This is a genomic window from Pseudomonas sp. LBUM1659, assembly GCF_059716045.1.
In genome coordinates, this window is sequence record NZ_CP166797.1 from 1,939,032 (window position 1) to 1,964,391 (window position 25,360).

Annotated in this window: 20 protein-coding genes and 5 pseudogenes; 11 read left to right on the top strand and 14 right to left on the bottom strand. The window is 52.8% G+C overall.

Features of this window, described 5'->3' with window-relative positions; translation table 11 throughout:
- Positions 1-78: 78 nt before the first annotated feature.
- The 4 genes and pseudogenes from ACA048_RS08805 to ACA048_RS08820 form a co-directional block, all read right to left on the bottom strand.
- Positions 79-465: pseudogene (locus ACA048_RS08805) on the bottom strand (TniQ family protein); the annotation flags it as partial.
- The gene (locus tag ACA048_RS08810; RefSeq protein ID WP_497628780.1) at positions 458-1,396 is read right to left on the bottom strand and encodes a TniB family NTP-binding protein; all 939 of its coding nucleotides are present in this window, start codon (positions 1,394-1,396) and stop codon (positions 458-460) included. The gene ACA048_RS08810 and the pseudogene ACA048_RS08805, both read right to left, overlap by 8 nt.
- Before the next feature lie 4 nt (positions 1,397-1,400).
- Positions 1,401-3,314 carry an integrase catalytic domain-containing protein gene (locus ACA048_RS08815; protein WP_497628781.1) on the bottom strand — a complete coding sequence of 638 codons (1,914 nt, stop codon included), beginning with the start codon at positions 3,312-3,314 and terminating at the stop codon, positions 1,401-1,403.
- Between the two features lie 192 nt (positions 3,315-3,506).
- Positions 3,507-4,271 (bottom strand): hypothetical protein, encoded by a 765-nt coding sequence (locus ACA048_RS08820; protein ID WP_497628782.1) that lies wholly within the window; start codon positions 4,269-4,271, stop codon positions 3,507-3,509.
- Positions 4,272-4,614: 343 nt separating this feature from the next.
- Between ACA048_RS08820 and ACA048_RS08825 the strand changes: the two genes are divergently transcribed.
- Entirely contained in the window at positions 4,615-5,472 is an 858-nt protein-coding gene (locus tag ACA048_RS08825) for a hypothetical protein (RefSeq protein ID WP_497628783.1), read from the top strand.
- Here the strand turns inward: ACA048_RS08825 and ACA048_RS08830 are convergent.
- Positions 5,453-6,409, bottom strand: a complete 957-nt coding sequence (locus tag ACA048_RS08830; RefSeq protein WP_497628784.1) for a DNA-binding protein — start codon at positions 6,407-6,409, stop codon at positions 5,453-5,455. The genes ACA048_RS08825 and ACA048_RS08830 overlap by 20 nt on opposite strands.
- Before the next feature lie 510 nt (positions 6,410-6,919).
- Here ACA048_RS08830 and ACA048_RS08835 point away from each other — a divergent pair.
- Positions 6,920-8,119, top strand: coding sequence for a DUF8462 domain-containing protein (locus ACA048_RS08835; protein ID WP_497628785.1), 1,200 nt, complete (start codon positions 6,920-6,922; stop codon positions 8,117-8,119).
- Between the two features lie 557 nt (positions 8,120-8,676).
- Complete coding sequence (gene gabP / locus ACA048_RS08840) at positions 8,677-10,083, top strand: GABA permease (protein WP_497628786.1); 1,407 nt, start codon at positions 8,677-8,679, stop codon at positions 10,081-10,083.
- A 147-nt stretch (positions 10,084-10,230) separates the two neighbouring features.
- On the opposite strand, the gene ACA048_RS08845 is transcribed toward gabP, so the two are convergent.
- Positions 10,231-11,334, bottom strand: coding sequence for an IS5 family transposase (locus ACA048_RS08845; RefSeq protein WP_497628787.1), 1,104 nt, complete (start codon positions 11,332-11,334; stop codon positions 10,231-10,233).
- Positions 11,335-11,721: 387 nt separating this feature from the next.
- Here ACA048_RS08845 and ACA048_RS08850 point away from each other — a divergent pair, with 387 nt between their 5' ends.
- Positions 11,722-12,093 carry a helix-turn-helix domain-containing protein gene (locus tag ACA048_RS08850; RefSeq protein ID WP_497628788.1) on the top strand — a complete coding sequence of 124 codons (372 nt, stop codon included), beginning with the start codon at positions 11,722-11,724 and terminating at the stop codon, positions 12,091-12,093.
- Between the two features lie 221 nt (positions 12,094-12,314).
- Here the strand turns inward: ACA048_RS08850 and ACA048_RS08855 are convergent.
- Positions 12,315-12,920, bottom strand: a pseudogene (locus ACA048_RS08855) (IS5 family transposase); the annotation flags it as partial.
- Between the two features lie 6 nt (positions 12,921-12,926).
- Positions 12,927-14,222: an IS30 family transposase gene (locus ACA048_RS08860; protein WP_497628789.1), complete on the bottom strand. Its 1,296-nt coding sequence runs from the start codon at positions 14,220-14,222 to the stop codon at positions 12,927-12,929.
- Here ACA048_RS08860 and ACA048_RS08865 point away from each other — a divergent pair.
- Positions 14,152-14,730 (top strand): integrase core domain-containing protein, encoded by a 579-nt coding sequence (locus tag ACA048_RS08865; RefSeq protein ID WP_497628790.1) that lies wholly within the window; start codon positions 14,152-14,154, stop codon positions 14,728-14,730. The genes ACA048_RS08860 and ACA048_RS08865 overlap by 71 nt on opposite strands.
- A gap of 126 nt (positions 14,731-14,856) precedes the next feature.
- Here the strand turns inward: ACA048_RS08865 and ACA048_RS08870 are convergent, their stop codons facing one another.
- Genes ACA048_RS08870 through ACA048_RS08880 form a run of 3 tightly spaced genes read right to left on the bottom strand, consistent with a single transcriptional unit; the run spans position 14,857 to position 15,798 of the window.
- Entirely contained in the window at positions 14,857-15,216 is a 360-nt protein-coding gene (locus ACA048_RS08870; RefSeq protein ID WP_497628791.1) for a transposase, read from the bottom strand.
- 59 nt (positions 15,217-15,275) lie between these two features.
- On the bottom strand, positions 15,276-15,548 hold the full coding sequence (locus tag ACA048_RS08875) for a type II toxin-antitoxin system YafQ family toxin (protein WP_497628792.1): 273 nt from the start codon (positions 15,546-15,548) through the stop codon (positions 15,276-15,278).
- Positions 15,535-15,798 carry a type II toxin-antitoxin system RelB/DinJ family antitoxin gene (locus tag ACA048_RS08880; protein WP_497628793.1) on the bottom strand — a complete coding sequence of 88 codons (264 nt, stop codon included), beginning with the start codon at positions 15,796-15,798 and terminating at the stop codon, positions 15,535-15,537. Before ACA048_RS08880 ends, ACA048_RS08875 begins: the two co-directional genes overlap by 14 nt.
- Positions 15,799-15,987: 189 nt before the next feature.
- Here ACA048_RS08880 and ACA048_RS08885 point away from each other — a divergent pair, with 189 nt between their 5' ends.
- Complete coding sequence (locus ACA048_RS08885; protein WP_497628794.1) at positions 15,988-16,563, top strand: recombinase family protein; 576 nt, start codon at positions 15,988-15,990, stop codon at positions 16,561-16,563.
- Between the two features lie 4 nt (positions 16,564-16,567).
- Positions 16,568-17,407 (top strand): annotated as a pseudogene (locus ACA048_RS08890) (transposase family protein); the annotation flags it as partial.
- A 592-nt stretch (positions 17,408-17,999) separates the two neighbouring features.
- Here the strand turns inward: ACA048_RS08890 and ACA048_RS08895 are convergent.
- The 3 genes and pseudogenes from ACA048_RS08895 to ACA048_RS08905 all read right to left on the bottom strand — a co-directional run.
- Positions 18,000-18,431: pseudogene (locus ACA048_RS08895) on the bottom strand (helix-turn-helix domain-containing protein); the annotation flags it as partial.
- Positions 18,432-18,444: 13 nt separating this feature from the next.
- Positions 18,445-19,125, bottom strand: a complete 681-nt coding sequence (locus tag ACA048_RS08900; protein WP_497628795.1) for a DUF1906 domain-containing protein — start codon at positions 19,123-19,125, stop codon at positions 18,445-18,447.
- A gap of 128 nt (positions 19,126-19,253) precedes the next feature.
- Positions 19,254-20,471 (bottom strand): OmpP1/FadL family transporter, encoded by a 1,218-nt coding sequence (locus ACA048_RS08905; protein ID WP_497628796.1) that lies wholly within the window; start codon positions 20,469-20,471, stop codon positions 19,254-19,256.
- Positions 20,472-21,304: 833 nt separating this feature from the next.
- Here ACA048_RS08905 and ACA048_RS08910 point away from each other — a divergent pair.
- The 4 genes and pseudogenes from ACA048_RS08910 (at position 21,305) to ACA048_RS08925 (ending at position 25,164) form a co-directional block, all read left to right on the top strand.
- Positions 21,305-22,333, top strand: coding sequence for an IS30 family transposase (locus tag ACA048_RS08910; RefSeq protein WP_497625381.1), 1,029 nt, complete (start codon positions 21,305-21,307; stop codon positions 22,331-22,333).
- A gap of 268 nt (positions 22,334-22,601) precedes the next feature.
- The gene (locus tag ACA048_RS08915; protein ID WP_497628797.1) at positions 22,602-23,621 is read left to right on the top strand and encodes a hypothetical protein; all 1,020 of its coding nucleotides are present in this window, start codon (positions 22,602-22,604) and stop codon (positions 23,619-23,621) included.
- A gap of 101 nt (positions 23,622-23,722) precedes the next feature.
- Positions 23,723-24,544: pseudogene (locus ACA048_RS08920) on the top strand (IS630 family transposase); the annotation flags it as partial.
- Positions 24,545-24,885: 341 nt separating this feature from the next.
- A complete protein-coding gene (locus ACA048_RS08925; RefSeq protein ID WP_497628798.1) occupies positions 24,886-25,164 on the top strand; it encodes an RHS repeat-associated core domain-containing protein in 279 nt (92 codons plus the stop codon).
- Positions 25,165-25,360: the final 196 nt, after the last annotated feature.

Consider the following 25,360-nt stretch of genomic DNA (forward strand, 5'->3'; position numbering starts at 1 on the left):
GTATGGTCCATTTGTACTGCTCCATCGATAAGTTCTTTCGCACGAGGGGCACGCTTTTATATACATAACATGATGATATGGACACACGGCCACTAAATCGATGTCTTGAATAAAGCGCCAGTATCCTTCTCTAAGGCACTCCGGGCAGAAGTGATCATGATGTCTACATTTAGTTCTGGGTACCGCAACTCCTGAAATGACGGTGCTACGCAAGCCGTTAGCTTCAAACGTAGATCGTTGATAAAAAATATTGTGAGTGTCGAAGGGGTTGTCATTATTTGTTGAGAACAAATTGCTAATAACTGCGCCTTCAGATAGCCTCTTAAAGCTTATGTACGCGCTTACCCCAAACGTACGCGCAAAGCTAACTACATTCGTGTACCCATTGAGAAAAGCCGTCCTGGAAATCAGACTTGCTGGACTTTCATGTGGGTATGGACGTGGCCAAAAGGCTAATTTAAGCATCAGCCAACTTATCAAGGTGAGCTTGTAGCACTTTTGGTTTCATTTCAAACGGGTTGGTATATTTTCGGGTTGGTGATTTTTTGTGAATAGTTTCAGCCGCTATCGCACAGTCGTTAATCGTTACTTCACTGTTGTTACGTATCAGTACAATGTGCATGATTTCGTATAGGAGTATTCTAAGTGATCGCATGTTGCCTTGCGTATGCAAGTAAAAAGCTCCTGAAATTAGGCTATCTGTAATAGGCAGTGGGCGAACAAATTCGCCAATGCGCGTCATTTCCGAGTTAAGGTTGAGTAACAGCGATTTGAAAATGTTATCATATTTTAAGTTGCAAAGTCGTGCACGGTATGGATAACGCCCGGCTAATTCTTCATGTTTGTCTATCAGTAACTCTGTGGTGGGTTTGCCTGAAAGAATTATTGCGATGCCTGTGGTGTTAGCGACATATTTTATCCATTTGCAAACATTGTGCCACGTCTTTTCTGCTCCTCGGTTAAGCAAGTCGTGGACTTCATCGATGACAATGAGTTTGGTGCCGCACGTCTCGAGAAGTCGAAACAGGCGATTTTGTAAAGTCGCGAGCTTGCCAAGCGGTGGGGTTGGTTCGAGTTGTTTCAGCATTTCGGTGCATAAATCGATAATTGAGTAAGTAGCTGGTACCTTACAGTCAAATGCAGGAATTTGGCTAAAGGAACCGCTCTCGAGAAAAATTACATTTCTTTCACCCACAATATTAATCAGTTGAGCACATGCCGTGCTTTTTCCAGTGCCGGACTCACCGAGTAGCAATGTAGAACATGGTTCATTTCGCAGACGGGTTGCTTCAACGCCATGAAGCATGATATCTATTGCTGTTGAGTATTGTGGATGCATTATAATGACGCTTTTGAAATCCACCATTTTTACTTGCATGATTTCTGATAGCAGCATGATATTACTCCGGTTGGATGTAGGTGGGGAAATCTAAAAGTTTTTCAGTTTCTGTCGTTAGTGGTTCTGTTTCGAGTAGAACATGTTCTTCATGTTCAGCTAATATATTAGTTAAAGATGATCCGAGCAGCTCCGCTGCAGCTAAAATTCGCTTGCTTTTTCGTTGGTTGCGACGAGATTGAGGGGTGGAGTTATGTTTGAGTTCCCATATTTCATTGTATATTTTTAGCAGCATCTGCCGTGCCAGGCTTTCATCAAATTTATTCTTTTTTTCTTTAAGCTCTGCCAAGACAAGCTTGTGTGCATACATTGTCAGGTTGTTTTGGTAGCGCGGGTCGGTGGCAAAGGCCTCGAAGAGCTCGGTGGGTTTGTCGGGATGTGCTACCCAGACGGTTGAGAGGTCGGTAATGTCCATGTATACGTTAGCTTTTTGGTGTGGTTTCAAGCGTGCCGCGATGTCGGGTAGTGCTGGGCCAGTCCAAAAAAGATATTCATGTTGTACACGTCCATTACTTATACGCTTAGTTAGTAAAATGCGACAAAGCCCAATTAATGAATCGTCTGTATAGCGTTCTGGCGGTAGTTGTTCTTCCAACGCCATCTCCCATGCTGCGTTTGGTGATGTATAAAGCGATGTGTGGTATTCTTGGTGGTAAACCCCATGAACGAACCAGTCGAATAATTCCTGGAGTTTTGCTAGTTGGACACAAGCTCCGTCTTCCGCGTTGTAGTAATTACCAATGACAGGATTGGATCCGGTTGAGCCTTCCATGGCATGGGTCAACTGACTATTGAGAGTTCCGAAAAAGCGTTCAACTATTGCTCTTGCATTTGGCGTGGCAGGTGGTCCGTAAACGATTTTTATATTAAGAATGTCGCATATATTTTTGACACTACCATTATCTGCTTCTGCGCCATTGTCGACGCCTATTTCCACCATCCGGCCGCCGTAATAGCTGCTATCCGACGATAATGCCATTCGTAGGGATTTCAAAAATTTCTCGGCGCAAGGAGGCGTGAGCGAAAGTTCATATCCGATAATATAACGCGTCGAAATTTCTACTAATACATGAAGCCACGGTCGTCCGAGTACTCTCCCCATTTCATCAACAATCAAAATGTCCATCTCATGTGAGTCACCTTCAACAAGTCGTAGCAAGAAGCGTGAGGGAATTTGTTTGACACTGTAATTGTTGACTTTGTTAGCCTGTTTCTTGCCAAGTTGCTCTATATCTTTATAGTATTGACTGATTCGTTTTACGGTTCTTGCTACAGTGGAGATGGAAGGGATGCCGATTTTGCTCGATGTATAGCTACTGCGTTCGGCATTTTCGTTTTCAATATAGGCCTTTATTAATTTATACAAAGTCTTGATTGTGGGGTGCTTAGGCTGTAGGTAGTATTTGTATACGTATAGTGAAATGGCTTTGTGAGTTTCTATGCACAATTTTTTTCCGCGAGGCAGGATGCTTTTTCGTTTGACTAGAGAGAAAAGGTTGAAGTTAGACTTTTTAAACGATCGAAACCATAAGTATGCAGTGGTATAACTAGGTGGCTTATCCCCTTTTAAGTCGGCTAAGCGTTCTAACTCTTGGTTTACCGCATCACGAGGCAGACTACCTTGAAATCGTTCTGCCAATCCACGGGTATAGTAAATTTTCCTTAATTCTTTCTGTTTTTGGGGAAGTGGTAAGGCAATTAGGTAAGCCTGGTGCGATGCATCTGTCAGGGCCATTGCGTGAATGTGTAGTTCGCCCTTGCAAAGCAAACTGTTAAACAACTCCTGGGGAAAGAATATGATGTGCTTTTGCTGAATTGAACGCAGAGTGATTCGCTCCTCTTCCACTGTGATAACTTCGAATACGTTCCCATATAAATTATATTGACTGCCGGGAGTTATTGGGGCAACGGTCTGCATGAAGGCCTCACTTTGTAAACGAGGTGAGAAGGTGAACAAAACATTTCGCCAAGTGTAAGTGCTGACAGCTTCGATAGTTCTCCAGGAGATGTTTGATTTTTTTGTATAATAAGTAGGTGAGCCGAGCAATCCTGGACGGTTACTCCATCGTATACACAGGCTAGCAATGCCAGCTACTTAGTTGGTGGTGTCTTACTTGCGGTACGTATCCGAAAACTGGTGTTGGGTAAAGTTCTGCGTTGCCTGGGGGTAAATTGCCAATGAGAGAGTGGAGCGCACTGGGTCATTCAGGGATTCTGCTGTAGTTTCCTGTCCAGTGAACAAGGGGGTAATCAAAGTGAGCATATCACGCATATCAAAATCTATTTTTTTCTGAAAGATGGCCGCACATACAGAACGGAGGGACGGCGGCGCTTGAAGTGTAAGTAGATATCTAATGGTCAGTGGTCCTGTCCATCCTTGTAGGCACTCCACGAGTTGCCTTTGTTCATAGGCAGTGACTTGATCGGAGCGAGAGTAAAGCAACCCTAGATTGTCGAGTGTGTCGTCCACTGGGAAGTCATCAAAGGCGAATATCTCAAATCCATAGCCCAGCCCGCTAGCGACGGCGGAGAAATGATCCAAGATTGAATCGTAACGACTGCTATGACCCATAAACTTGTTTTTTAACTCAATAAAGTAATGGCGGCCGTCCTCACGTTGAACAAAAAAATCAGGAGTGTATTGGCAGGATTTATTGTTTGGATCGTATCGATGGCTTACGGGTTGAATGTAGTATTGGGTGACCTCGGTTTGAAACTCCAGCAGCAAGCACATGTGGGCTTCATAATGGCTTTCACAGATCAGTTGTGTGTGATTTTTCCGTGAAGGAAAATAGACCAGCGATTTGCCAAAGCGTTTTGCTCGCACATCCCGGGCTGGTGCTGCATGCGATGGTACCCAGTCTTGATCCAGCATGTGTATAACCTCCAATGCATTCCCCAAATGACGCCTGCTTCGATCATCGAAGCCACAAGGAGTGACACCCGGCGCTTTTAGGTCAAACTGGGGTGATTTTCTCTCGAAGGATCAGCTCGCAGTTTTTTGGTACTAGCTTGAGTTCGATGGAGGGCTCCATTGTCTCGCGAGCTTTTCATACTTTCCAGAACCATGCCGCCGACTGGTAATTAGCCCGCGCGGCGCTCTAACTCAACTTCTGTTTAAAAAAAAGGTTTGCACATCTGTGTAGAAGGCGTGACTGGCGACGAGCAATGACTATGGTTTGAAACAAAGAGGATGACTATTGGTAAAGGAGGCTTTTATGGAGATGGTTTTTCAAGCTACCAGCCAACAGCTCAAGGGGATGCTGATTGCGCATGCTGTCGCGGATGCGGCCAACGTCAGGCATACCGGCTCAGGTTTAGCTCATTGGCGTGGCGACGGCTTGCCCGAGAATGAAGGGGCATGGCGTGCAGCACTTCACGGTCGTGTACTTGGCAAATGGCTCTTGCAGGGGGCTTCGCAGATCTATCCACAGTTGAATCACTGGATTGAGCATCCATTACCCGTCGTCTTAGCTCCGCAATTGGCGAGCGCGCGGGCGCAGCGTATACGCATAGACACTCTGTTCGCGAGATATGCGATATCCCAGGCTGAACCATGGACGGTCATCAACGAACTGCCTCTGGTATCGGACGATGTGGACTTGGCCTTGGTCATTGCGCTGGGACGCGGAGCCCTACAGCCCTTCAACCCTTGGTTGGTTCAGCGTTGCGCCTACTTGATACCGAGATTGATGGCTTTGGCGTGCTGCAATCGACCGATGTGCTTTGTGCGTCGCGAATTGTGGTCGCTGGTTTGGGAGATGTTTGGCAACTATGCAGGTGACGTCGATGTGGATCGTTGGCCGCGTACGGTGAGCGAGGTCGATGAGTCGATGAGGGTTTGGCATGAGTTGTCGGTGCTGGCTGTAAACAGTCATGTGATTCCGCAGGTGTATAGCCCGCAACGAGCGATTTTTTTACGGCTTTTCCAAGGTTATCCACTGCAAGAGCGGCGAGCGATTGAGGTTGCCATGCGGGCGGACAAACGCCCGTGGAACTGTGCGGAGCTGCACCGCATCGACGTAGCGATTCGCCGTGCCATGGCCTCGTACAGGTTTAGGGTTGGGCTGGGGTGAGTTCCAGTACACGTTGCTTTAAACGCTCACTGTCGAGCAAGTTTTGGGTGTAGGTGTGCTGCAACTTTTCGTAGCGGGAATGTGCTTGCTCCAACTGCGTCGTTAGGCTGCTGACCTGGGCCTGCATATGGCCCTGGGTGTGGGTGCGTTCGGCCAGTTGTTGGTTCAAGCGTTCCACTTGCCGCTCTAAAACTTGGGTCCGCTTGTCGCTGGCCGTCAGTTCACTGGTCAAGCGCTCATTGTCCCGGCTCAGGCCGATCACTGCGTCCTGCTTGATGTCCAGTGTCCGAGCCAGCGCCCTGAGCTGCTGCTCGACCTGCTGCACTTGCTGTTCATGTTGACGCACCAGGGTGTCGCGTTGCTCTTTGCTCGCCTCGCGAAAGTGCAGCAAGGACTCCCGCGCATGGTCACTGGTGTCGTTCAGGGTTTGCAGCTGGTTCTGCTTTTCGGCCAATTGAGTGAACAGTTCCTGCACCTTGGCCTGCAGCGTCGCCGTCTCTTTCTGCTCTCCTGCCAGTTGCGTCTGCACTGCGTGGCTCTGGCTTTGCGCCTGCGCCAATTCTTCCGTTAGGTCACTGTTCTGTGCTTGCGCCTGTTCCAGCTCGTGGGTGCGTTGGAACAGGTCGGAGCGTAAGTCGGCCCGCTCCGCGGCAAATTGCTCACGCTCCCGTGCCAGCGTCACCTCGGCCTCTTGCGCCAGTTGCTCGCTCAGCGAGACCACCACCGCCAGAATCGGGGCACTGACGCGTTCCTGGGGGCTGAGCTCGGCGCTGCTCGGCACCGTCTGCAGCTCCTTGAGGTAGCGGGCGATGGTGGTTTTCGAGCCGGTGTTGCCAAGTTCGATGCGCACCGCGTCGATGCTCGGTCGGCGCCCCCGCCCAAGCAGAGCCGTATAAGCCCCTTGAACCAACGCCTTGTTAATTCCACCGCGGGCCATGGTCGCTCTCCCGACGATTTCGTACTGTGTCATGAGTCATGTAATTACGGGCTATTAAACCCAGCCGGAAATGCGTTTTACCGCCGATTACTGGTGCGGGGTAAGCCGGAGTTACCCCGTGTCAGCGCAGTTATTCAGCGTTTTTGCTGTTAAGTTCGGTACGGCACCGCGTATTTAGCGCCCAATTGAGCGAGTAAGAGGAGCCGCGTCTTATTAGCGTAGTTGTCTTTGCTGAGGACGTTTCACCGGTATTGGTTATTTATCTATCTTGGAGTGGGCGTAGGCGAATGCCGCAGTTGCCGGCTAGAATGACGGAGCTCCTAGCTAAACAACCTGCGGGCGATACAGCGTTAGTCGACGAATTGTATAATCGAATGTCGAATGGTAGAGACAACCATTGACCTTGTTTTATAGAGCCTTGCCTGCTCTTTGAGTGTTCAAAAATAACGAATTATAAAGATGTTAGTTAGTTTATGTTGTCAGCATAATTTCACTAACTTTGGTCGGCTTATGAACCCCATTAACAATCCCTACATGCCCCACGCTGGAATACCACCTCCGTTGCTGGTGGGGCGAGAGGCCTTGCGTGAGCGGGTGCGCATTGGTATCGCACGCCTGCAAGTGGGCCGAACGGCCAAGAGCGTGCTGATGGTCGGCCTGTGCGGCGTCGGGAAAACCGTGTTACTGCAGCAAATGTGCAGTGATGCGGAAGGCGAGGGCGCACACACGCTCTGTATCGAAAACCCGGAGCAGCGCTCACTGCCGGCCTTACTGGCGCCTCAATTACGGCAGGTATTGCTGCGTCTCAGTCAAACTGAGGGCGCGCAGGACACCGCCCAGCGGGCGTTAAGCGCACTGGCGGGGTTTATCAGGGCGCTGGAGGGGTCGTGCAGCGACCGGCGGATTGACCTGGATTTTGATACCGAAGCCGCCGGACTGGCTGACCAGAATCAGGTGGAGGGCGGTCCCACCACATTGCTGGAGCACGCTGGCTTGGCGGCCAAGCAGGCCGGCTCCGCGGTGGTGCTGTTTATCGACGAGTTCCACTGCATCGAAGCGACCCAGCTCTCCGGGCTAATCGTCGTCTTACATCGCTGCGCGCAATCCCGTTTGCCCATCATGGTGGTGGGCGCAGGCCTACCCCAGCTTCGGGGGCGAGTGGGCAACGCCAAGGCGTACGCCGAGCGACTATTTGACTATCCGGCCATTGGCCCACTGTCTGAGGTTGAGGCGGCCCTGGCCATTGTGCAGCCGGCTGCACAGGAAGGGGTAGCCTTCGACGCGGAGGCGGTCGACCTTATCGTCAAGAGAACACGAGGCAGTCCGTTCTTTCTTCAGGCGTGGGCCAGCCATGCCTGGGATGTGGCCTCAACCAGTCCCATCTCGTTGGCCGACGTGGAGCGGGCTTGGACGCCGGCTATCGTAGCGCTGGATGAGCACTTTTTTCGGGCCTACTTTGACCGTCTAACGCCGACGGAAAAGCAGTATCTGCGAGCAATGGCTGACCTTGGCCCGGGGCCGCATCGCTCGGGCGAGATTGCCGACCGTCAAGGCCGTCGAGTTCAAGCCGTTGCGCCGGTGCGAAACAACTTGCTCGGCAAAGGACTGATCTGGAGCCCCGGTCATGGGGACACGGTTTTCACAGTGCCGTTTTTTGACGAATTCATGAAGCGGATCATGCCGAGTGATGAGCAGATATCAGCGGACTAACCATCCTAAATTACAGGCAGGCAGCGTCTACCGAATCGCGAGCTGGGACCTCTACGCATTGCCGTGCAAGAACGTACCCTTAATGGTCAGTCGACAGTACCCGAGGTGAGCGCCAGTTTAACAAATGGTCTGCCAAACACTGTCGAAGCTAAGTTGGACATCAAGTCAGATCGCATCATCGGCGATACCGCTTACGGTAAGGTAGGTTCGATCTTGCGACTGTACTAGGCAAAGTTGTGGCGCAAGCAGAGGTTTGATGGAGCTTTCGCAATGACCTTCGCGCAAGTTGATCGGCCTGCTTGCATCAGAGGGGGGATACGCACGGGGGCATGTCGAGATCAGACTGGAAAATGACGCGCTCAGGCTATTTGCGTTAATGATAGGACGCGTAAGGTGGCGCGTCACTTCATGGCCGTGTGCAGCCGTGATGCCTGATCTAGAAATTCAGGAGCGTTTGAGGTGCGCCGCGCTCGAGAAGCGGCAACAGGAAGCAATGATGATCGCCTGACCCTCAGTCAGTACGCTCTAAAGTCGATCACCAGAGAACAATAACAACAATGAATAGCCTGAACTCTAAAGATTCGAACGGTCAGTTGGCGCAGGGTTTCAAGCCGCGTCACGTCACAATGCTTTCTATCGCGGGGATTATCGGCGCAGGTTTGTTTGTTGGCTCCGGACATGCCATCGCTGCTGCCGGCCCAGCGGTATTGCTGGCTTACTTATGCTCCGGTCTGTTGGTCGTACTGGTCATGCGCATGCTGGGCGAAATGGCGGTTGCTAACCCGGACACCGGATCGTTTTCCACCTACGCCGACCAAGCAATCGGGCGTTGGGCGGGCTTCACCATCGGCTGGCTCTATTGGTGGTTCTGGGTGCTAGTGATACCAATCGAGGCGCTCGCGGCCGGGCATGTATTGAACCAATGGTTTCCCCAGATCGATACCTGGTTGTTTGCCTTGCTGTCGATCATCCTGTTGGTCGTGACCAACCTGTTCAGCGTGTCCAAATACGGCGAGTTCGAATTCTGGTTTGCGATGGCCAAGGTCGTGGCGATCATCGGATTTATCGGCCTTGGTTTTGCGGTGTTGATGGGGTGGATTCCCGAGCGGGAAGCCAGCGGGTTGAGTCGGCTCATGGAAGAACATGGAGGGTTTGCGCCCAACGGCTTGTCAGCGCTCGTAGGGGCATTCATCACCATCATGTTCAGTTTTATTGGTACAGAAGCGGTGACCATTGCAGCCGCCGAATCCAGCAACCCTGCGCAGAACATTGCTAAAGCCACACGTTCGGTGATCTGGCGCATCGGGGTGTTCTACTTGCTGTACATTTTCGTGGTTATTTCCGTAGTGCCCTGGAATGATCCGTTGCTGGCGTCTGTGGGCTCTTACCAGCGGGCACTGGAGCTGATGAACATTCCCCATGCCAAGTTACTGGTGGATGTGGTGGTATTGATTGCCGTGGCCAGCTGCATGAACTCCTCGATCTATATTTCCTCGCGCATGCTGTTCTCGCTGAGTAAGCGCGGTGATGCACCAAAGTCGCTGAAGGTGACCTCATCGGCGGGCGTGCCGAGAGCTGCGGTAATCGCCAGTACCGTACTGGGTGCCGGTGTGACCTTGTTCAGCTATTTCATGCCTGCCGGACTGTTTCAGTTTCTGCTCGCCAGCTCCGGCGCCATCGCCTTGCTGGTGTACCTGGTTATCGCAGTGTCGCAATTGCGCATGCGTAGGATTCTGGTCCGGCAGAATGCCCCGCTGAACTTCAAGATGTGGTTGTTTCCTTGGCTCACCTGGCTGGTCATCGCCTTCATCTGCGCAGCGCTGGCGGTGATGATGGTGACGCCCGAGCACCGTATGGAGGTTTCTTCGACCATCGGCCTGGCGCTGGTGATTTCCTTTATCGGCCTAGTGACGTCGCGTCAGCACGGGCAGTCGCAGAGGGTGGTGTCGGCAGAAAGTGCATAGCAGCCATATCAGCGTATACCTGCTCGCGATCTAATCAGTGCGAGAGCAGTGGCGCGTCGGTAAACCGACTGCGCCACGGGTCATTACCGCTCACTGCGAGAATAATCTTCGATGGCATACGACACCTCTAAGAGGGTGTAGACAAAATCAAGCCGTCAGTCGACGCGCGAGCAATCGCGCTTCCGCCAGCCACACCCAAGCCTCACTCACGCCGTGTAATCGGTCATGGTGCATGATCAATCGCCTTGCTCTCTCGTTCCATGCATGAGTTCTCTCCACGACCCAGCGCTTGGGCAGAACCACAAAGCCAGACGCTTTTACCTCTGGCAAGAAGAGATCTGCCTGCTGGGTGCTCCATTGCCCGGTGTTTCTGTTGCCAGGACTTCGGATCACTTGCACGTTGACCTCATGCATTTGCTGGACATGCTGTGCCCATTTACCGGCATAGGCGCTGTCGACGAACAATGTTTTGATCGTCGGGTATTTTTCAGCCGTTTTGACCATCGCGTCGGTGGCCGCATCCCGATCCTGCACGCTGGCAGCACTGATACTGACTGCCAGGAGCAATCCGAGTGTATCGACGATCAGGCTACGCTTGCGGCCTTTGACCTTCTTGCCTGCGTCGTAACCATTTTCGCCGCCCTGAGGTGAGGATCGGGTCGATTGCGTGTCAAGAACAGCCGCTGTTGGGTTGTTGTCGCGCTCCTCTCTTTGGCGCCACATAGTACGCAAACGGTCATGCATTTGCTCGAATTTGCCTTGCTCGCTCCAGCGCCGAAATGTCTTGTAGACGTTGTCCCAATGCGGGAATTCGCGAGGTAGCATTCGCCAGGAGCAACCTGTACGGACGACATAACAACATGCTTCCAGTAATTGCCTTCTGGAGTGTCTCGGAGGTTTGCCACGATGGCCCTCACGCTCGAAAAGATCGACGACCAGAGCCCATTCGGTGTCAGTCAGGCAACTGGGGTAGCGCTGCTCGGGCAACTGGCGTCTATGAGTGTCATTGTATCCGTAAGTAGTGCGTTTCTCTGGCGGCTCAAAAACACGTTTTACGCGAGGCTTGATGCGCACAATGCCCGCCAGCTTCAAGGTGGTCGCGCGAACGTCGCCGAATGAGTGGAAATACCGGTCTTCGGTGAACAGATCCATCAGTTCGGCCTGGGTCGAGAGGGGATTGGCTTGTGCCAACTCGACCAAAAGCGGGTAATGCTCGGGGGCTATTCTCGGTGGGCGCCCTGTTTTGGCCAATATCAATGACTCGAAGAGAGGAGCCGACAGTCTACTTTATTTTATCTACACCCTCTTAGAGACGCCGCGGTAAATAGAGACGCCGCGGTATAAGGAGGCGAATATTTTGGGGTATATGGGATTCGTGGGCTCTCGCGTTTGAGGGGCAGCACCAGATCCCGGCAAATTGTCTCCTCGGTGCCGTCATTTCCTTCAATCGCGAATGCCAACTCTGGCGATGTGCCGCAGCTTCTCACGGACGGTTTGAAGCCGGTCCGATTCTGAGTTAATTATATGACTCCGAACGTTCGGAGTGTTTTTTTGCGCTCACAAAATCCTGCTCCATGGTATTTTAGCAAAAATTGCCTGGGATTTTGTTGACTAAATACCCCAGCTATAAGGTGATGAATGAGTAATTTCAGAGAAGTCGGTCTGCGGGTAAAGGAAGAGCGAGAACGCCTAGGTTATAACCAGACGGATTTCGCGGCAATCGGTGGAATGAGCAGGAAAACGCAGTTTGACTATGAAAGCGGTGCACGCGCTCCTGACGGCAGTTACCTGATGGGTATTACCACCGCTGGCGCGGATGTGCAATACATCATTACGGGGGTTCATTCCGTTGGCGTATCCGAGGCTGTTGCCGCAGACCACCTTTCACGCCGGGCTTTTATACATGCAAGAAACTACGAGGCATTGTGTGATGACGACAAACAAATTCTTGAGCGAATGGTCACTCTTGCTGAGAAATCGAAAAAACTGAGACCCAGACGCTCGGGCTGAAGCGCCAAATGCGGTTGGTGAAATCATAGCAATCGAGGGCTATTAATACTCGGTCTGTTACACTCTTTCGGCTAAGGATGGTCTGAAGTAGCCATGTATTTCTGGCTGACTTCGGCCACCACCGATTTTGAAAGTGGCGAGTCGATCCAAAACACTCAGATCACTCACTCATCTCTGTCTTTTTAGCTGCTGCGAGTACCTCGCGGCGGCTATTCCCCACATTACAGGCGCACCTCTCCTGCATTGCTCAACAAATGTCGGCGGGCCATCCATAGATTCGACAATGCAAACAGCGTCACCAACTGTGCCGTGTTCTTGGGCAGGCCACGGAAGCGAGTTTTCAGATAACCGAACTGACGCTTGATCACCCGGAACGGGTGCTCAACCTTCGACCTGACTTGCGCCTTGGCTTTTTCGATCTTGCGCTTGGTTTTGTACAGGGCGCTGCGCTTGCCCAGCTTCTGGTAGGTGCTGCGCCGTGCCGCGATCTGCCAGATGACCTCGCGACCTTCATGCTCGGGACGCTTCTCCACGCCGGTATAGCCGGCATCGGCACCGACCACGTTTTCGTCGCCGTGCAGCAGCTTATCGACCTGAGTGACATCGGCCACATTGGCTGCCGTGCCCACCACGCTATGCACCAGGCCCGATTCATCATCCACCCCGATATGGGCCTTCATGCCGAAGTACCATTGATTGCCTTTCTTGGCTTGGTGCATTTCCGGGTCGCGCTTGCCGCCCCTATTCTTGGTCGAAGTTGGCGCATCGATCAGCGTGGCATCGACGATGGTGCCCTGGCGCAGCGACAGACCACGATCCCCCAGATGGCGAATTCAACCGGTCGTCGCAACACTGGATTGTTGGACAGATTTTAGATACTCATTCAGTGCTTCGGCAGGTGTTTTCCAGCCGAGTGCTTTTCGGGGTCTCGTGTTCAGTGCGTGGGCTACTGCTTGGATCTCTTGGGCACTCCAACGAGACAGGTCGGTGCCTTTCGGGAAATATTGCCGTAGAAGACCGTTCGTATTTTCGTTCGTGCCGCGCTGCCATGGACTATGGGGGTCAGCAAAGAAAACCTTCACTCCGGACTCGATGGTAAATCGAGCGTGATCCGATAGCTCCTTCCCACGATCCCAGGTCAAAGATCGCCACAGTTCGACGGGAAGATCAGTTACCGTCTTCTTCAATGCGTTGGCCATGCTAACAGCCCCATAGCCAGCAAGCGCCGGACCGTTCTTCGTCCGGGGAATTAGCCCATAACCTTCCTCGCGAGGTAGATGGACGAGCATGGTGAATCGAGTTGAGCGCTCGACCAGCGTTCCAATCGCAGAGCGGTTCAGACCGATGATCAGGTCGCCCTCCCAATGCCCCGGTACAGCCCGGTCTTCCACCTCAGCAGGGCGACTGGAGATCATGACATCCTCGCTGACGTGTGCCCACGCTTTGGCCTGCGCTCTTGCTCTCGGCACGCGCAATGCTCGTCCTGAGCGCAGGCAGCTCACCAGTTCGCACTTGAGAGCTCCTCGCCCCTGAATGTAGAGCGCCTGATAAATGGCTTCGTGAGAGATGCGCATGGATTCATCGTCCGGAAAATCGATCTGGAGCCGATTGGTAATCTGTTCGGGTGACCAGCCATTGACCCATTTACGGTCACTGCGATGTGGTTTATTTCGGCCATTGAAGGGCGCTTGTCGAGGCCCAGCAATCTCACGGCCATCGGCGTCTTGAACCTTACCCTCAAGACGGTCTCGTACGTATTGATGCAGTCGCGGGTTAGTGACCAGTTTTGCTGGCTTCGGCCTCTTGGCCACCAGTTCTGCCTTCCATTGCGCGACTGACGCTCGATACTCAAGCCGACCGCAACGAGTTGCAGCATTACGTGTCAGCTCCCGTGAAATTGTCGATGGGCTTCGTCCAAGGCGACGGGCAATCTCACGAACGCCAACACTTTGCGCCCGAAGCAGCCCAATCTCTTCTCGCTCTGCGAGCGATAAGTATCGTCCTGATATGTGGTTCGACATGAATAATGGCATCCCGCCTCGATGACGGAACCAGCGTGTGCCTACCGCTGTTGATACGCCAACGGCCTGTGCTGCCTTTTCGCTTGTGATGCCGGTCGCGATCTGCACCCAAAACAGCCGCTCGATCTCATTACGAAGTGACGGCGCGCCTGGAGAGCGCATCGCTCCCCGGCCCGTCAATTTTTGCATCCATCCTGCGGGTCGTCCCATAAACACCTCGATCAAGGTGTTGCGACGACCGGTTGAATTCGCCCAATACACCAGCCACAAATTCAGGAATGAGATGCGCCAGCATGGACTCCTGCAAAGCATGAGTCGTAAAGGTGAGTGCTGGGACAACGCCCCGATGGAGCGTTTCTTTGGAAGCCTGAAGTCAGAATGGGTGCAAGAAGACGGCTACAGCTCGGAGCATGAAGCCCGTGTGGATGTGCAGCGTTATGTGATGCGTTACAACAACGTCAGGCTCCACAGCTACAACGGCTACCGGTCGCTATGGAGAAACTGGCGGCGTGAAACCTTAACTGGTGTCCAGAATTACTTGACCAGTTCAAGCTGTAACGGCTTGCAATCGAAAACGGTCGTGCTCGCAATCAGCGCAATTTTCGGCTCAGATTAACTGCGACTGACGGAGCCTTCTGGCTCACATTAATTGCGAGCGAGCTTGCATTCAGCCGCACCGGCTTGCATTCCATTTCCGCGGGCTCACATTAGCTGCAACTGACCGGTCTACGGTTTAGCGATATCAGGACTCGCTCACGTCACTATCTTCATAGGACAGGCTTTCTGGGTAGAGCGCCGTCAACTGGGACAGGGTTTCTTGCACTTGTTCCAGCGAAGCCATCAGATGATCAACCTGATCCTGAAGGTCTACAGCGAAATCGAATAGCTCTGCTACTTGGCCGCGTGCCCCCTCGTTGAACACAGCCATCGCCAGTTGATGCAGCTTCAACAGGTTGGTGCGCAGTTGCGGAGGCCCTCCGTCTGCGTTGTCATTCAGATCGACGCGCAGCACGTCCACTGCATCGATCGCGCGCAGCAGCGCGCTGGTATCACTCTCGGGAGCCAGTTCGTCCCATTCGTCATCGGTGATACTGATTGTCATGCAGGTTCCTTCCTTCTTCTCAGGGTAAAGCCCGGCGTTTACAGGCCAAGCTCGCTATGCTAGCCAAGACGCACGAGCTGCAACACCGCGTCATCCGGTTTGCGATAAATCAACACCAGGTCGGGCTTGACGTGACAGTCCCGGTGATCCTTCCAGTCGCCGGTCAGCGCGTGGTCGCGATGCTTCTCGGCCAGCGGTTGGTCATTCGCAACGGCCGTGATGATGGCCATGAAATCGCTCGCCAGCGTCTGCCGATGCTGGCCTTTAGCTTCGCGCTTGTAGTCGCGCTTGTAGTCGCGCTTGAACTGGCTGGTCTGCTCAATCGTCCGCATTCAAGTCCGCCATCAGATCCTCGACGAAAGCAAACGACTTCAAGCCGCCACGGCGCGCTTCCTTCATTGCCTCGATGGTGGTGGCGTTCGGCACCAGTGGCTCGAACGGCAAGGCTTTCTCGCGGGCGACTCGGGTCAACATGATGCGGAAGGCGTCGGACACGGTCAGCCCCATCGCCGCCAGTACGAGGGTCGCCTCTTCCTTGATGTGCTCGTCGATACGGGCACGGACTACAGCATTTGCGGACATGGTTTGAACCTCCAGATTGATGGGCCACATTGTAGCCCAGTCATGGGTGTCTATCAAACGTAGGTTTGTTGGACATCAGGTTGAGATGAGGCCGTCCGCTCCGGGCGCCGCATTATCTACATCCAGTAACAGCTTCCAATTTTCAATATCCGACTACACTGAATTTTCATTGAATATCTGGACGAAACCATGCTGACTGGATATGCCCGCGTCTCAACCGACGACCAACTCCTTGATCTGCAACGCGATGCGTTGGAGAAAGCAGGCTGTGAGCGCGTGTTCGAAGACACCGCCAGCGGTGCCAAAGCTGAGCGAGTAGGTTTGACTGCCTTGCTGACCACGCTACGCCGAGACGATACCGTAGTGATTTGGCGCTTGGATCGTCTTGGTCGCTCGCTGAAGGATTTGATCCGGTTGGTCGAGCAGCTAGACGCCGCTGGCGTCGGCTTGCGCAGCTTGCAAGAAAGCATCGACACCGCGTCGAGTGGTGGACGTTTGATATTTCACCTGTTCGGTGCCCTGGCCGAGTTCGAACGCAACTTGATTCGTGAGCGCACCCAAGCGGGGTTGTCAGCAGCACGAGCACGCGGGCGCAAGGGCGGGCGTAAGAAACGGCTCGACCCCGCCAAGCAAGAACTGGCTTTGAGCCTCTACCACGAGCGAAAACACACCGTGGCAGAGATCTGCCGCCTGATGGGCATCGGTCGTTCGACCCTCTACAACTATCTGACCGAGGCCGAGCGTAATGCCCAGCGGGCGGCATAGCGCCATCCCTGACGATTCGCTGACGCAGTTGCGGCAGCGGCTCGACCGTTTGCCGAAGAAAAGCCCGGAGCGAGCTACCCAGGTGGCCGCGATAGCGGAGTTGTACGGCGTGTCTCCCAGCACCGTGTACCGGGCGTTGAACCTTATCCATAAACCCCATGCGGCCCACCGTGCCGATCACGGTAAGTCGCGCGTATTGCAGCAAGCCGAGCTGGAACGCTACTGCGAGCTGATTGCGGCGTTGAAGCTGCGCACGACGAATAAGCAGGGTCGGCATCTTTCCACCAATCGCGCCATTGAGCTGCTGGAAGACTACGGCGTGGAAACCGCCCAGGGGGTGGTCAAAGCACCGAAGGGGATACTGAGTCGCCCGACGATCAACCGCTACTTGTCTCTGTGGCGACTGGATCAGCCGCGGCTGTCGCGGCAACCGCCCGCCGTGCGGTTTCAGGCTGAGCACAGCAACGACTGTTGGCAGTTCGATCTGTCGCCTTCTGATCTCAAGCACATCGACAAGCCTGAATGGATCGACCCGGCCAGAGGCGAGCCGGCGCTGATGTTATTCAGCGTGGTAGACGACCGTAGCGGCGTGGCCTACCAGGAGTACCGCTGCGTATACGGTGAGGACGCAGAATCGGCGCTACGCTTCCTGTTTAACGCGATGGCACCGAAGGCCGAGTCCACCTTTCCGTTCCAAGGCCGCCCGAAGATGATCTACCTGGACAAAGGCCCGGTGAACAAGCGCCCAGTGGCCCTGTTCGTCGATGAGGCCCATGACCTCAACGGCCACACCTTGACAGGGCTTAAGCGCTTGATGGAGCTGGTTGAGGACGGCGACGGTCGATTGTCGGTAGTGCTGGCCGGGCATCCCAAGCTGCGCAACGACCTGCGTCGCCCAACGATGGAGGAAATCGGCTATCGCACTGACATCTTCTCGCTCGACGGCATCGCCGGCAGTCAGCGTGAGTACATTCATTGGCTGCTGGAAACCTGCACGGAGGGCAAGGCCGAGGCTGAATCGATTCTGACCGAGGAAGCAATTGATCTACTCGCCACCAAGCTGCGCACGCCGTTGCAAATTCAGCTGCATCTCAGCCTAGCCCTGGAAGCCGGCTACTTGACTGGAGAGAAGCCGGTGTCAGCGGAGCTGGTGGAATCCGTGCTGTCGCGGCAACTGGATGATCTGGAACCGACCCTGACACGCCATGGCTACCGCATCAAGGATCTGGTCGAGCAGTTCGACGCCAGACCCACCGAGATCAAGGCGCTGTTCAGCAACGCGCTCGATCCGGCCCGAGCCGCTGAACTGCGTGACAAAATGCTGGCAGCAGGGCTGCCGATTTGATACAGGCCGAAGACCGGCCAGTTGCAGTTAATGTGAGCCGAAAATTGCGTTGATTGCGAGCACGGCTGTTTTCGATTGCAAGCCGTTACACATAGCGATGACCTTTAAACAGTGCGAACTCATCCATCACCAAGCGTCGCGGTTGCGCCTTGGGCAAAACGCTCAATGCCGCCTGTAAGGCCCGACGTTCCGCCAACCGAACGGTGTCCCAATGCAACCCAAACATCTGCGTCACGTGCAGCGTGGAAAGGAGATCACAGGTTTGAATGACCGCCTCGGCCAGGCGCCGCGTCATGCGGGTATAGCGATCCAGCCAACTGACGGCCTCCATAAGCTTGCCACAATCGCGGCAACCAACGCGCCGCAGCAAAACGCTCAGGCGCATCGCTCGACCGAGAATGGGTAAACCACGAATGACTTGTTCGCAATACTCATGAGTGGTTGAACAGGGCTTTTGGCAGCTACCACAGGAAGGGAAGCGGGTAGCGCGGGGAGTCAGATCGATCTGTAGAGCGTCACCATCAGTAACCTATCGCTCAACGGCTATCATTACGCTTTGGCTGTTGAATCAGCCATAAGGCTTGTCCACCCTTGCTGTCCGTCTGAGTGACGTCCTGATCAATGTCGATACCGTTCACTGGCGCCTCGACAAACGTTTGCACCATCTGATAGCCGCGCACGGTCACCGCCGGTACCTGACTGCACGATTGCCAATAATGCTGGAATGGCAAGTCGTAGTACAGCTGATCGCTAGTAAGTGCTGCGCCACTGCCGACGTAGAGCCCGGGTACGTAGCCAGCTGCCGATACCACCGTGAACCACGCACTGCAGTAATTGATCACGTCATGAGAGCTTGCACTACTGTCAACACCTTCTAAATCACACCATACATTGACCCCTGCTGGAAAACCGACTGCCTGCGTGTTCTTCGCGGCATTGGCGCCATCTTCTCGCCCCATTTCCTCGGTTGGCAACCATCCAGGATCCCGAACATGCTGTACTGGCAGGAGCGCAAGTCCTGCCTGCAGGATGTTGCTAGCTTCTTCCGATGAAAGGTCTCCTGGTGCTTCCACGGTGGCAAGTGAGATGTAGCGCACGCAGAAGCAGTAGCCTTGGCTGGCGAAAAGTTGTGCGTCGGCCAAGGAAATCACTGAATCGGAATCGAAACCGGCGACGCCAGAAGGGGCGCCACTGACCGTACCGGATAGAAGTGTCATAATAGTCTCCTTATCATCAACCTAAATTAGAAATGCTAGCCTCGACTTTTCGCTACTAACTATAGTTCAATATTACACCCCCCCCCCCCCCCCCCCCCCCCCCCCCCCCCCCCACACACACCACTTTTTTAGAAGCGCCATGTTAGATTTCCGGTTAAAACTTGAAGCCATGTGTTTTTGTACGTTCCGGAAGTGCGGTTGCCTGACAACGTTTGGGTCTGATCCACTGGCAAGTCACCCATCCAAATTACATCCCAGTTTAAATTCAAACTGGTTTCATGGTTCAGCGCATAAGTCACTCCAGCTCCTAAACACCATTGAGCACCTATCGGGTCTGTCAAGGTTCTATTGCTATTCGATGTAACAGAAGTACTATAGGCGACGCCCGTACTCCAAAGTAATTCCGGAGTCACTCTATATTGAGCACCTATGGCCAATTGATAGGTGTCCTTGTAACTTGCGTTGATATTCGCCGACTGCGCCCCGAGCCTGGATGTATTAATAGCAAGCGCTATATTACTAAGCTGCGACATGTCTTTCCAGCCCAAAGTAGCGAGCAATCCCCATTGCGGATTAAGTTGATGGTAGAAACTGAGGGTTGCTGTCTGTGGAATCTGAATTCCTACGTTGACATTTTTACCATTTGTTTGTTTTAGTAGTGTTCCATTACCTTGCACATTTAAATGGCTCGAAAAGTCCAGGGTTACTTTGCTGGTATAAGCCAGCCCGACTCGCGTGCCAGGCCGTAATTCGTAAATAACGCCAATATTTGCACCGTAACCCCATGTGCTGTCCTTATACTTGAACTGACCATCTGGGCTGTTCGCCCCTCCTAAGGGTGAGCGATTGATCGCTGCCTGCTCCTTCAATATGCCATACATCGCTTTGATGCCGACACCTATCGACCAATTATCATTAATGCGATATGCCCCGCTGGGGACTAGCGCCAACCCATTGATACTTTCAGATTGACTAAAATAGCGCCCAGACCAACTGTTCTTGAAGTCGAGCGTTGAACCAAAGTCGGAATACGAACCAAATCCGATACTCCAATCATCATTAAGCATACGACTGATAAAGAAGCTACCACCTAGGGCAGACTCAATAGCGTTGCCACTCCCTCCACCGCTCACATTGGTAGATGAATCAGGCTTGAACCTGGCTCGCCCGTATATAAGTTGTGCTCCCGCTGATATTTGGGTGCCCTCCAGATAACTAAGACCAGCGGGATTGCTGGCTATAGTCGAGGGGCCTTGAGCGCTTGCTTCCGCGCCCGCGTTGACCACCCCTGCATCTGCCAATAGGGAGAGAGTAAAAGCGAAGGAAAATAAACTCTTAAGGCTCATAAAAATGCCTCGTAAAATTAATCAGGTCATTCTCTAATGTCCATATGTTTAACTATTGGTCAGTCTGGCTGGTTGGTAGGGCTTCAGTCGAGTTGTTCTTGTTTTGTTGAATTATCGCTTCCGTGGATTTCGTCTGTGCTCATGAATGCCGAAACTCGCGTAGAAGGCGATGTCGGAGGCTGTAATAGTCTTGAATTAGTTTGCTGGGAGCCTCCAAAGTCTATCAGTGGTTGCTCGTGAAAATATTGTGTTGCTAGTAATTGATTGTAGGTACTTGTCCGGCGCGGAAATAGCGTTACCGGTATTGAAATTAATGTTGAAAAAAATCATGATTGATCCGGTAGTCACTCTAAATATTAGATGCAGCGGAATAGATTCTTCTCATATGCGTATCTTTAAGGTAGCACATCATAGTAAGCGCTGGTTGCCGTCTGTCTTGTCTGCAGATTAATCCGTCCCGCCAATCGATACAATACCTGGCCAGAAAGCCATCTTGTTTGTGACGTAATATTCTTATGTGTACTTGATTGGCGCAGTGAAACATACTTGATGGAGTGGCGCGCCCAGTAAGTGGCAGTCTGTAAAGTGCTATTTGTATGCACGACGTCTACCTCCTTTCAAGCCGATGTCGTCTGTTCGCAGGCCTTATTTTGCGTTTTCCTGGCTGGTTTCGACATCCCTGTTACCAATTAGCAAGACAACCACATATTCAAGGCGGATTTACCGCTGTACGACGCAAATACTGCTTGGCTAACATCAGATTGGCCGGCCAAAACAGGGCGGCCGCAAAAACTGAGTGCAACACCTGACCATTTCGGTACGGTGTTGCCCTTATGTCCTATCACGAACTCAGTATCGAAGAACGCGTCACTATCCAACTCGGTTTGGCCCAAGGCTTTAGTCAGCGAAGGATCGCCCGCTTGATCAACCGAGCGCCCTCGACCATAAGCCGAGAGCTACGTCGTAACCGGGAGGGAGGTAGCCGCTATTTGGTGCGAACTGCTCAGCAACGGATGCAGGTTCGCCGTCGTCTCTGTCGGCCCAAACGTAAGCTACTGCCGGGCAGTGAGCGGCTGGAGTTAGTGGCCCATATGCTGCGTGAGCGTTTGTCTCCTGAGCAGATTAGCGGCAAGCTGCGCAGCATGAACATACCCAGCCTCAAAGACGCCTACGTCTGCCGCGAGACGATCTATACCGCGATCTACGCCTTGCCGGTCGGTGAGCTGCGCAAGGAGCTGATCATCTGCTTGCGCCAAGGTAAGACCTCCCGTAGGCCGCGCTCTGGTGGAGTGGATCGGCGCGGCCAGATCCCCGAGATGGTCAGCATTCATGTGCGACCACCGGAGATTGAAGACCGGTTAACCCCGGGGCATTGGGAAGGCGATCTGATCAAGGGCAAAGCCAACGCCTCGTCTGTAGGCACCTTGGTGGAACGTACCAGCGGCTACTTGATGTTGGTGAAAATGAACGATGCGACAGCGACCTCTGCGATGGAAGGCTTTTGTGCTGCGCTCAATCGCATGCCGCTGGCGATGCGTAAAAGCATGACCTACGACCAGGGCCGGGAGATGGCGAGACATATCGAAATCACGCAGAGGACCGGTGTGGCGATCTATTTCTGTGATCCGCACAGCCCTTGGCAGCGCGGGAGTAACGAAAATATTAACGGACTAATCCGCCAATACTTGCCCAAGGGGACTGACTTGTCAGTCCACAGCCAGGAAGAGCTTGATGCCATAGCGCTGCAATTGAACATGCGCCCACGCAAACGCTTCGATTTTAAATGTCCAATCGAAGTGATGGGTCAAGTAATGCAAAAGGCCATCGCTATGCGGCATGATGGCCCGACTTCAAATCAATAACCGTGTTGCACTCAGCTCCTGCAACCGCCCAGGTTGAACAATTGCAATACGTTATCACTCAGACCTCGGTATGAACTTTTCGACAATTGAAACGCACTTTGGGTAACCAGAATGAATGCTCCACGTTTTCGCAGCGTTTGCTAAAGCGGTTGTATTTTTATATTAGGCTGGGCTTCATTTTTTCACCCGAATCAATATTGACGATGGGTTGTTTATCACCCATTATGCTTGCGGTGGACCCATTCTGTGTCACATGGAGGTAGTCATCATGACGATAAAAAACGCTCCGAACGTTCGGAGTCCGTCAACTGATTCCGATTCGAGTAATGCCATCGTCCAGCGTGTTCTAGGGTACGGAAAACGCCTGCCGATAGATCTGCCCCAGTCCGTAGATGAACTTAAAAACTGGATTATTGACCAAGAAAACCATCTGGCGCGGGAATCGGCACGACAGGGTTTTGGTTTCTTGGTTCTCAAGCAGGAGTTGGGAGAAGGAGAGTTTGCGAGGTGGCTAGCTGAACATGATTTCAAAGAGCAGCGAGTTTACGAGCACATCAGCGTCGCCAAGATGTTGCTGGCGGCACCTGTGAAAGTACAACCCCTGTTGATGGGCTTGGGTAAGGTGAAGCTTATCGAGCTGGCCCGATTACCAAGCGACACGATTAACGAGGTCGCCGACAGTGGGAAGTTGGATGAGCTATCTCGATTGTCAGTTCGTGAGCTCAAAGAGCAGGTACGCGGCCTTAAGACTCATAACCAAGTTATGGCGCTCGACCTGGAGGCTGCTCAGCGATTGAATGAAACCCTGAATAACCAGAAAGCGGGGGGCTGGCCGCAAGACGATAGTTACGATTCTTCGTCAAAATTCATATGCACTGCCGCCTTGGCCGAGGATTGGTTAAAACGCGGATTGAAGGAGCTTTACTTGCTGCAAACGGAGCTTCTTACTTCCTTAAACAGCGTCCAAGTTGCCAGTCCGTCTCGTGCATGGGAGGTACAGGCGTGTCATTTGTATGCCGTCACCGCGAGTCTTTACAGCCAGTTTCGTACACTGTTTGATCAATTGATCCACGAATTGCCAGAGTCTATCCAAGGCGGATTGGCATTGGCCGAATCACGGCTGAGCGATAAGCAGTTCGCTGATATCGTCCAGGCACGTCAATATCAGTCACGTCAAGCAGAGCAAGAGCGGGCGTTACATCCAGCCGCCGGGCAGGTAAATGTCCCGAAAAAACGGGGACGCCCGAGAAAGTTACGCGAGTCAAGTTCAGGCGATGAGATAATTTGATGTCCCCTTATAATGAAGTTCTCTTGTGGCTTGAGCGGTTAATCTATTTATTTACCGGTAACGATATACTGTGCGTCGAATGTCATGGATTGGGTATGCGCATGACCCGACCGACTTCCCCTTTGCTTTGACGCCTTCTGATCTCATCGCCTTGCAAGGAGGGTTGCGCATGAGTACTTCGGAACCGAGCTTCGCGCAGCGAGCATGCATCCTGCTGCTGGCGGATCGTTTGACAGCCTAAGGCTGTCGGCGAACAGTTGCAGGTCACGGCGCCGACGGTATTCAAGTGGCGAAACCATTATCTGGAGGTGGGAGTCGAAGGGGGAGTGATCTGCTGCGCAACGGCCAGCCACTCAACCAGGCGCTCGAAAAAGTCAACGAGATCCTGGCACTGGTACGGCCGGGGCACTACGTGGCAGGTTTACCAGGTCTGGTTCGCTTCCGATATCAGACCCATCGTTGAGCACCTTCAAGATCAGCAACAATCTTCATTTCGCCAACAAGGTCGTCGATGGACCAGGCTCAACCTGACCCACTGGGTAACGTCCTGGTGTTGTCGGTTGACGAGAAAAGCCAGTTCCAGGCATTGGATCGCAGTCAACCGCTGCTACCGCTACGCTCAGGTCAAATTTAACGTCGAACGCATGATTACAAGCGCCATGCTACGGCGAGTTTGTACGCAGCTTTCGACATTATGATCGGCCAAGCCATCGGACGGCTCAGTTAATGCCATCGAGCCAAGAGTTTCTGGCTTTTCTGCAACAGATCGACGCCACATGCTAGCTGGACTGTATCTGCATGTGAATCTGGATAACAGTTCGACCCATAAGACCGCTGTAATCAAGCAGGGTCTGGAAATACATCCGCATTTCAAATTGCACTTCACGCCGACCAGCGCATCTTGGCTAAACGCCGTGGAAAACTGACTTGCCCAGCTGAAAAGACGAGCTTGCCTACCGGGGTTGGAGTGGCGCCAGACCGAGCAGGCGCCAAGTGGCAGCGCCGCCCCAGACGAGACCCTGTAGCTGATCCAGCTCCGTGTCGCGGGCCGCCAGTCGGTGCGAGTGCAGCACTGAGAGCAGGGCTGCCGGCAAGCCTGTATGACCAGATCAACTCCTTGCTGCTGGAAGTCGATCATCAGACCGACATCCTGACCTGGGAGGACTATTACCGCCTTCGGCGGCACTGAGGTGTGGTCAGCGCGCAATAAAACAGAAACCCGGTACAAGTTTGCGTGTTACTCGGGAAAGGAGCGCGATGGGATTTGATTGTACTACTCTGGCTTCCGCCATTACGCGCCTTGGTTGGGCGTTGGTTGAATCCGGAACTGGCCGGCTCCGTGGATGGGCTGAATCTGTTTGGTAAGGTGGGGAATAATCCAATAAATCTTAACGATATCGATGCTTTGATACTTATTGGTCAGATAGAGGAAGTTGGATGCGATGCAGTTTCAATCCCTCTGAATTATATAGTCGGCAGCAAAAATATTGAAATATTACTAGGAAAAAAACGATCAACTTGCGGCTGGTGCGCGGTAGGTTAGCGAGATTACTGCCTGATAGAGTCCGTTAGGCAAAGGTTGATGCGAAAGTTTACTTTTTACGGATTATGCGTGTTGCTTTTTAAAAAAATAATTAATATTTTCTATATGGCTAATGGTTGTGTTAGTTGTGTCAAAAAAGTATTTAGCAAAATTTAAGTGTGGGGCTAATCTTTGGACTCAGGGAAAGATCAAAAAA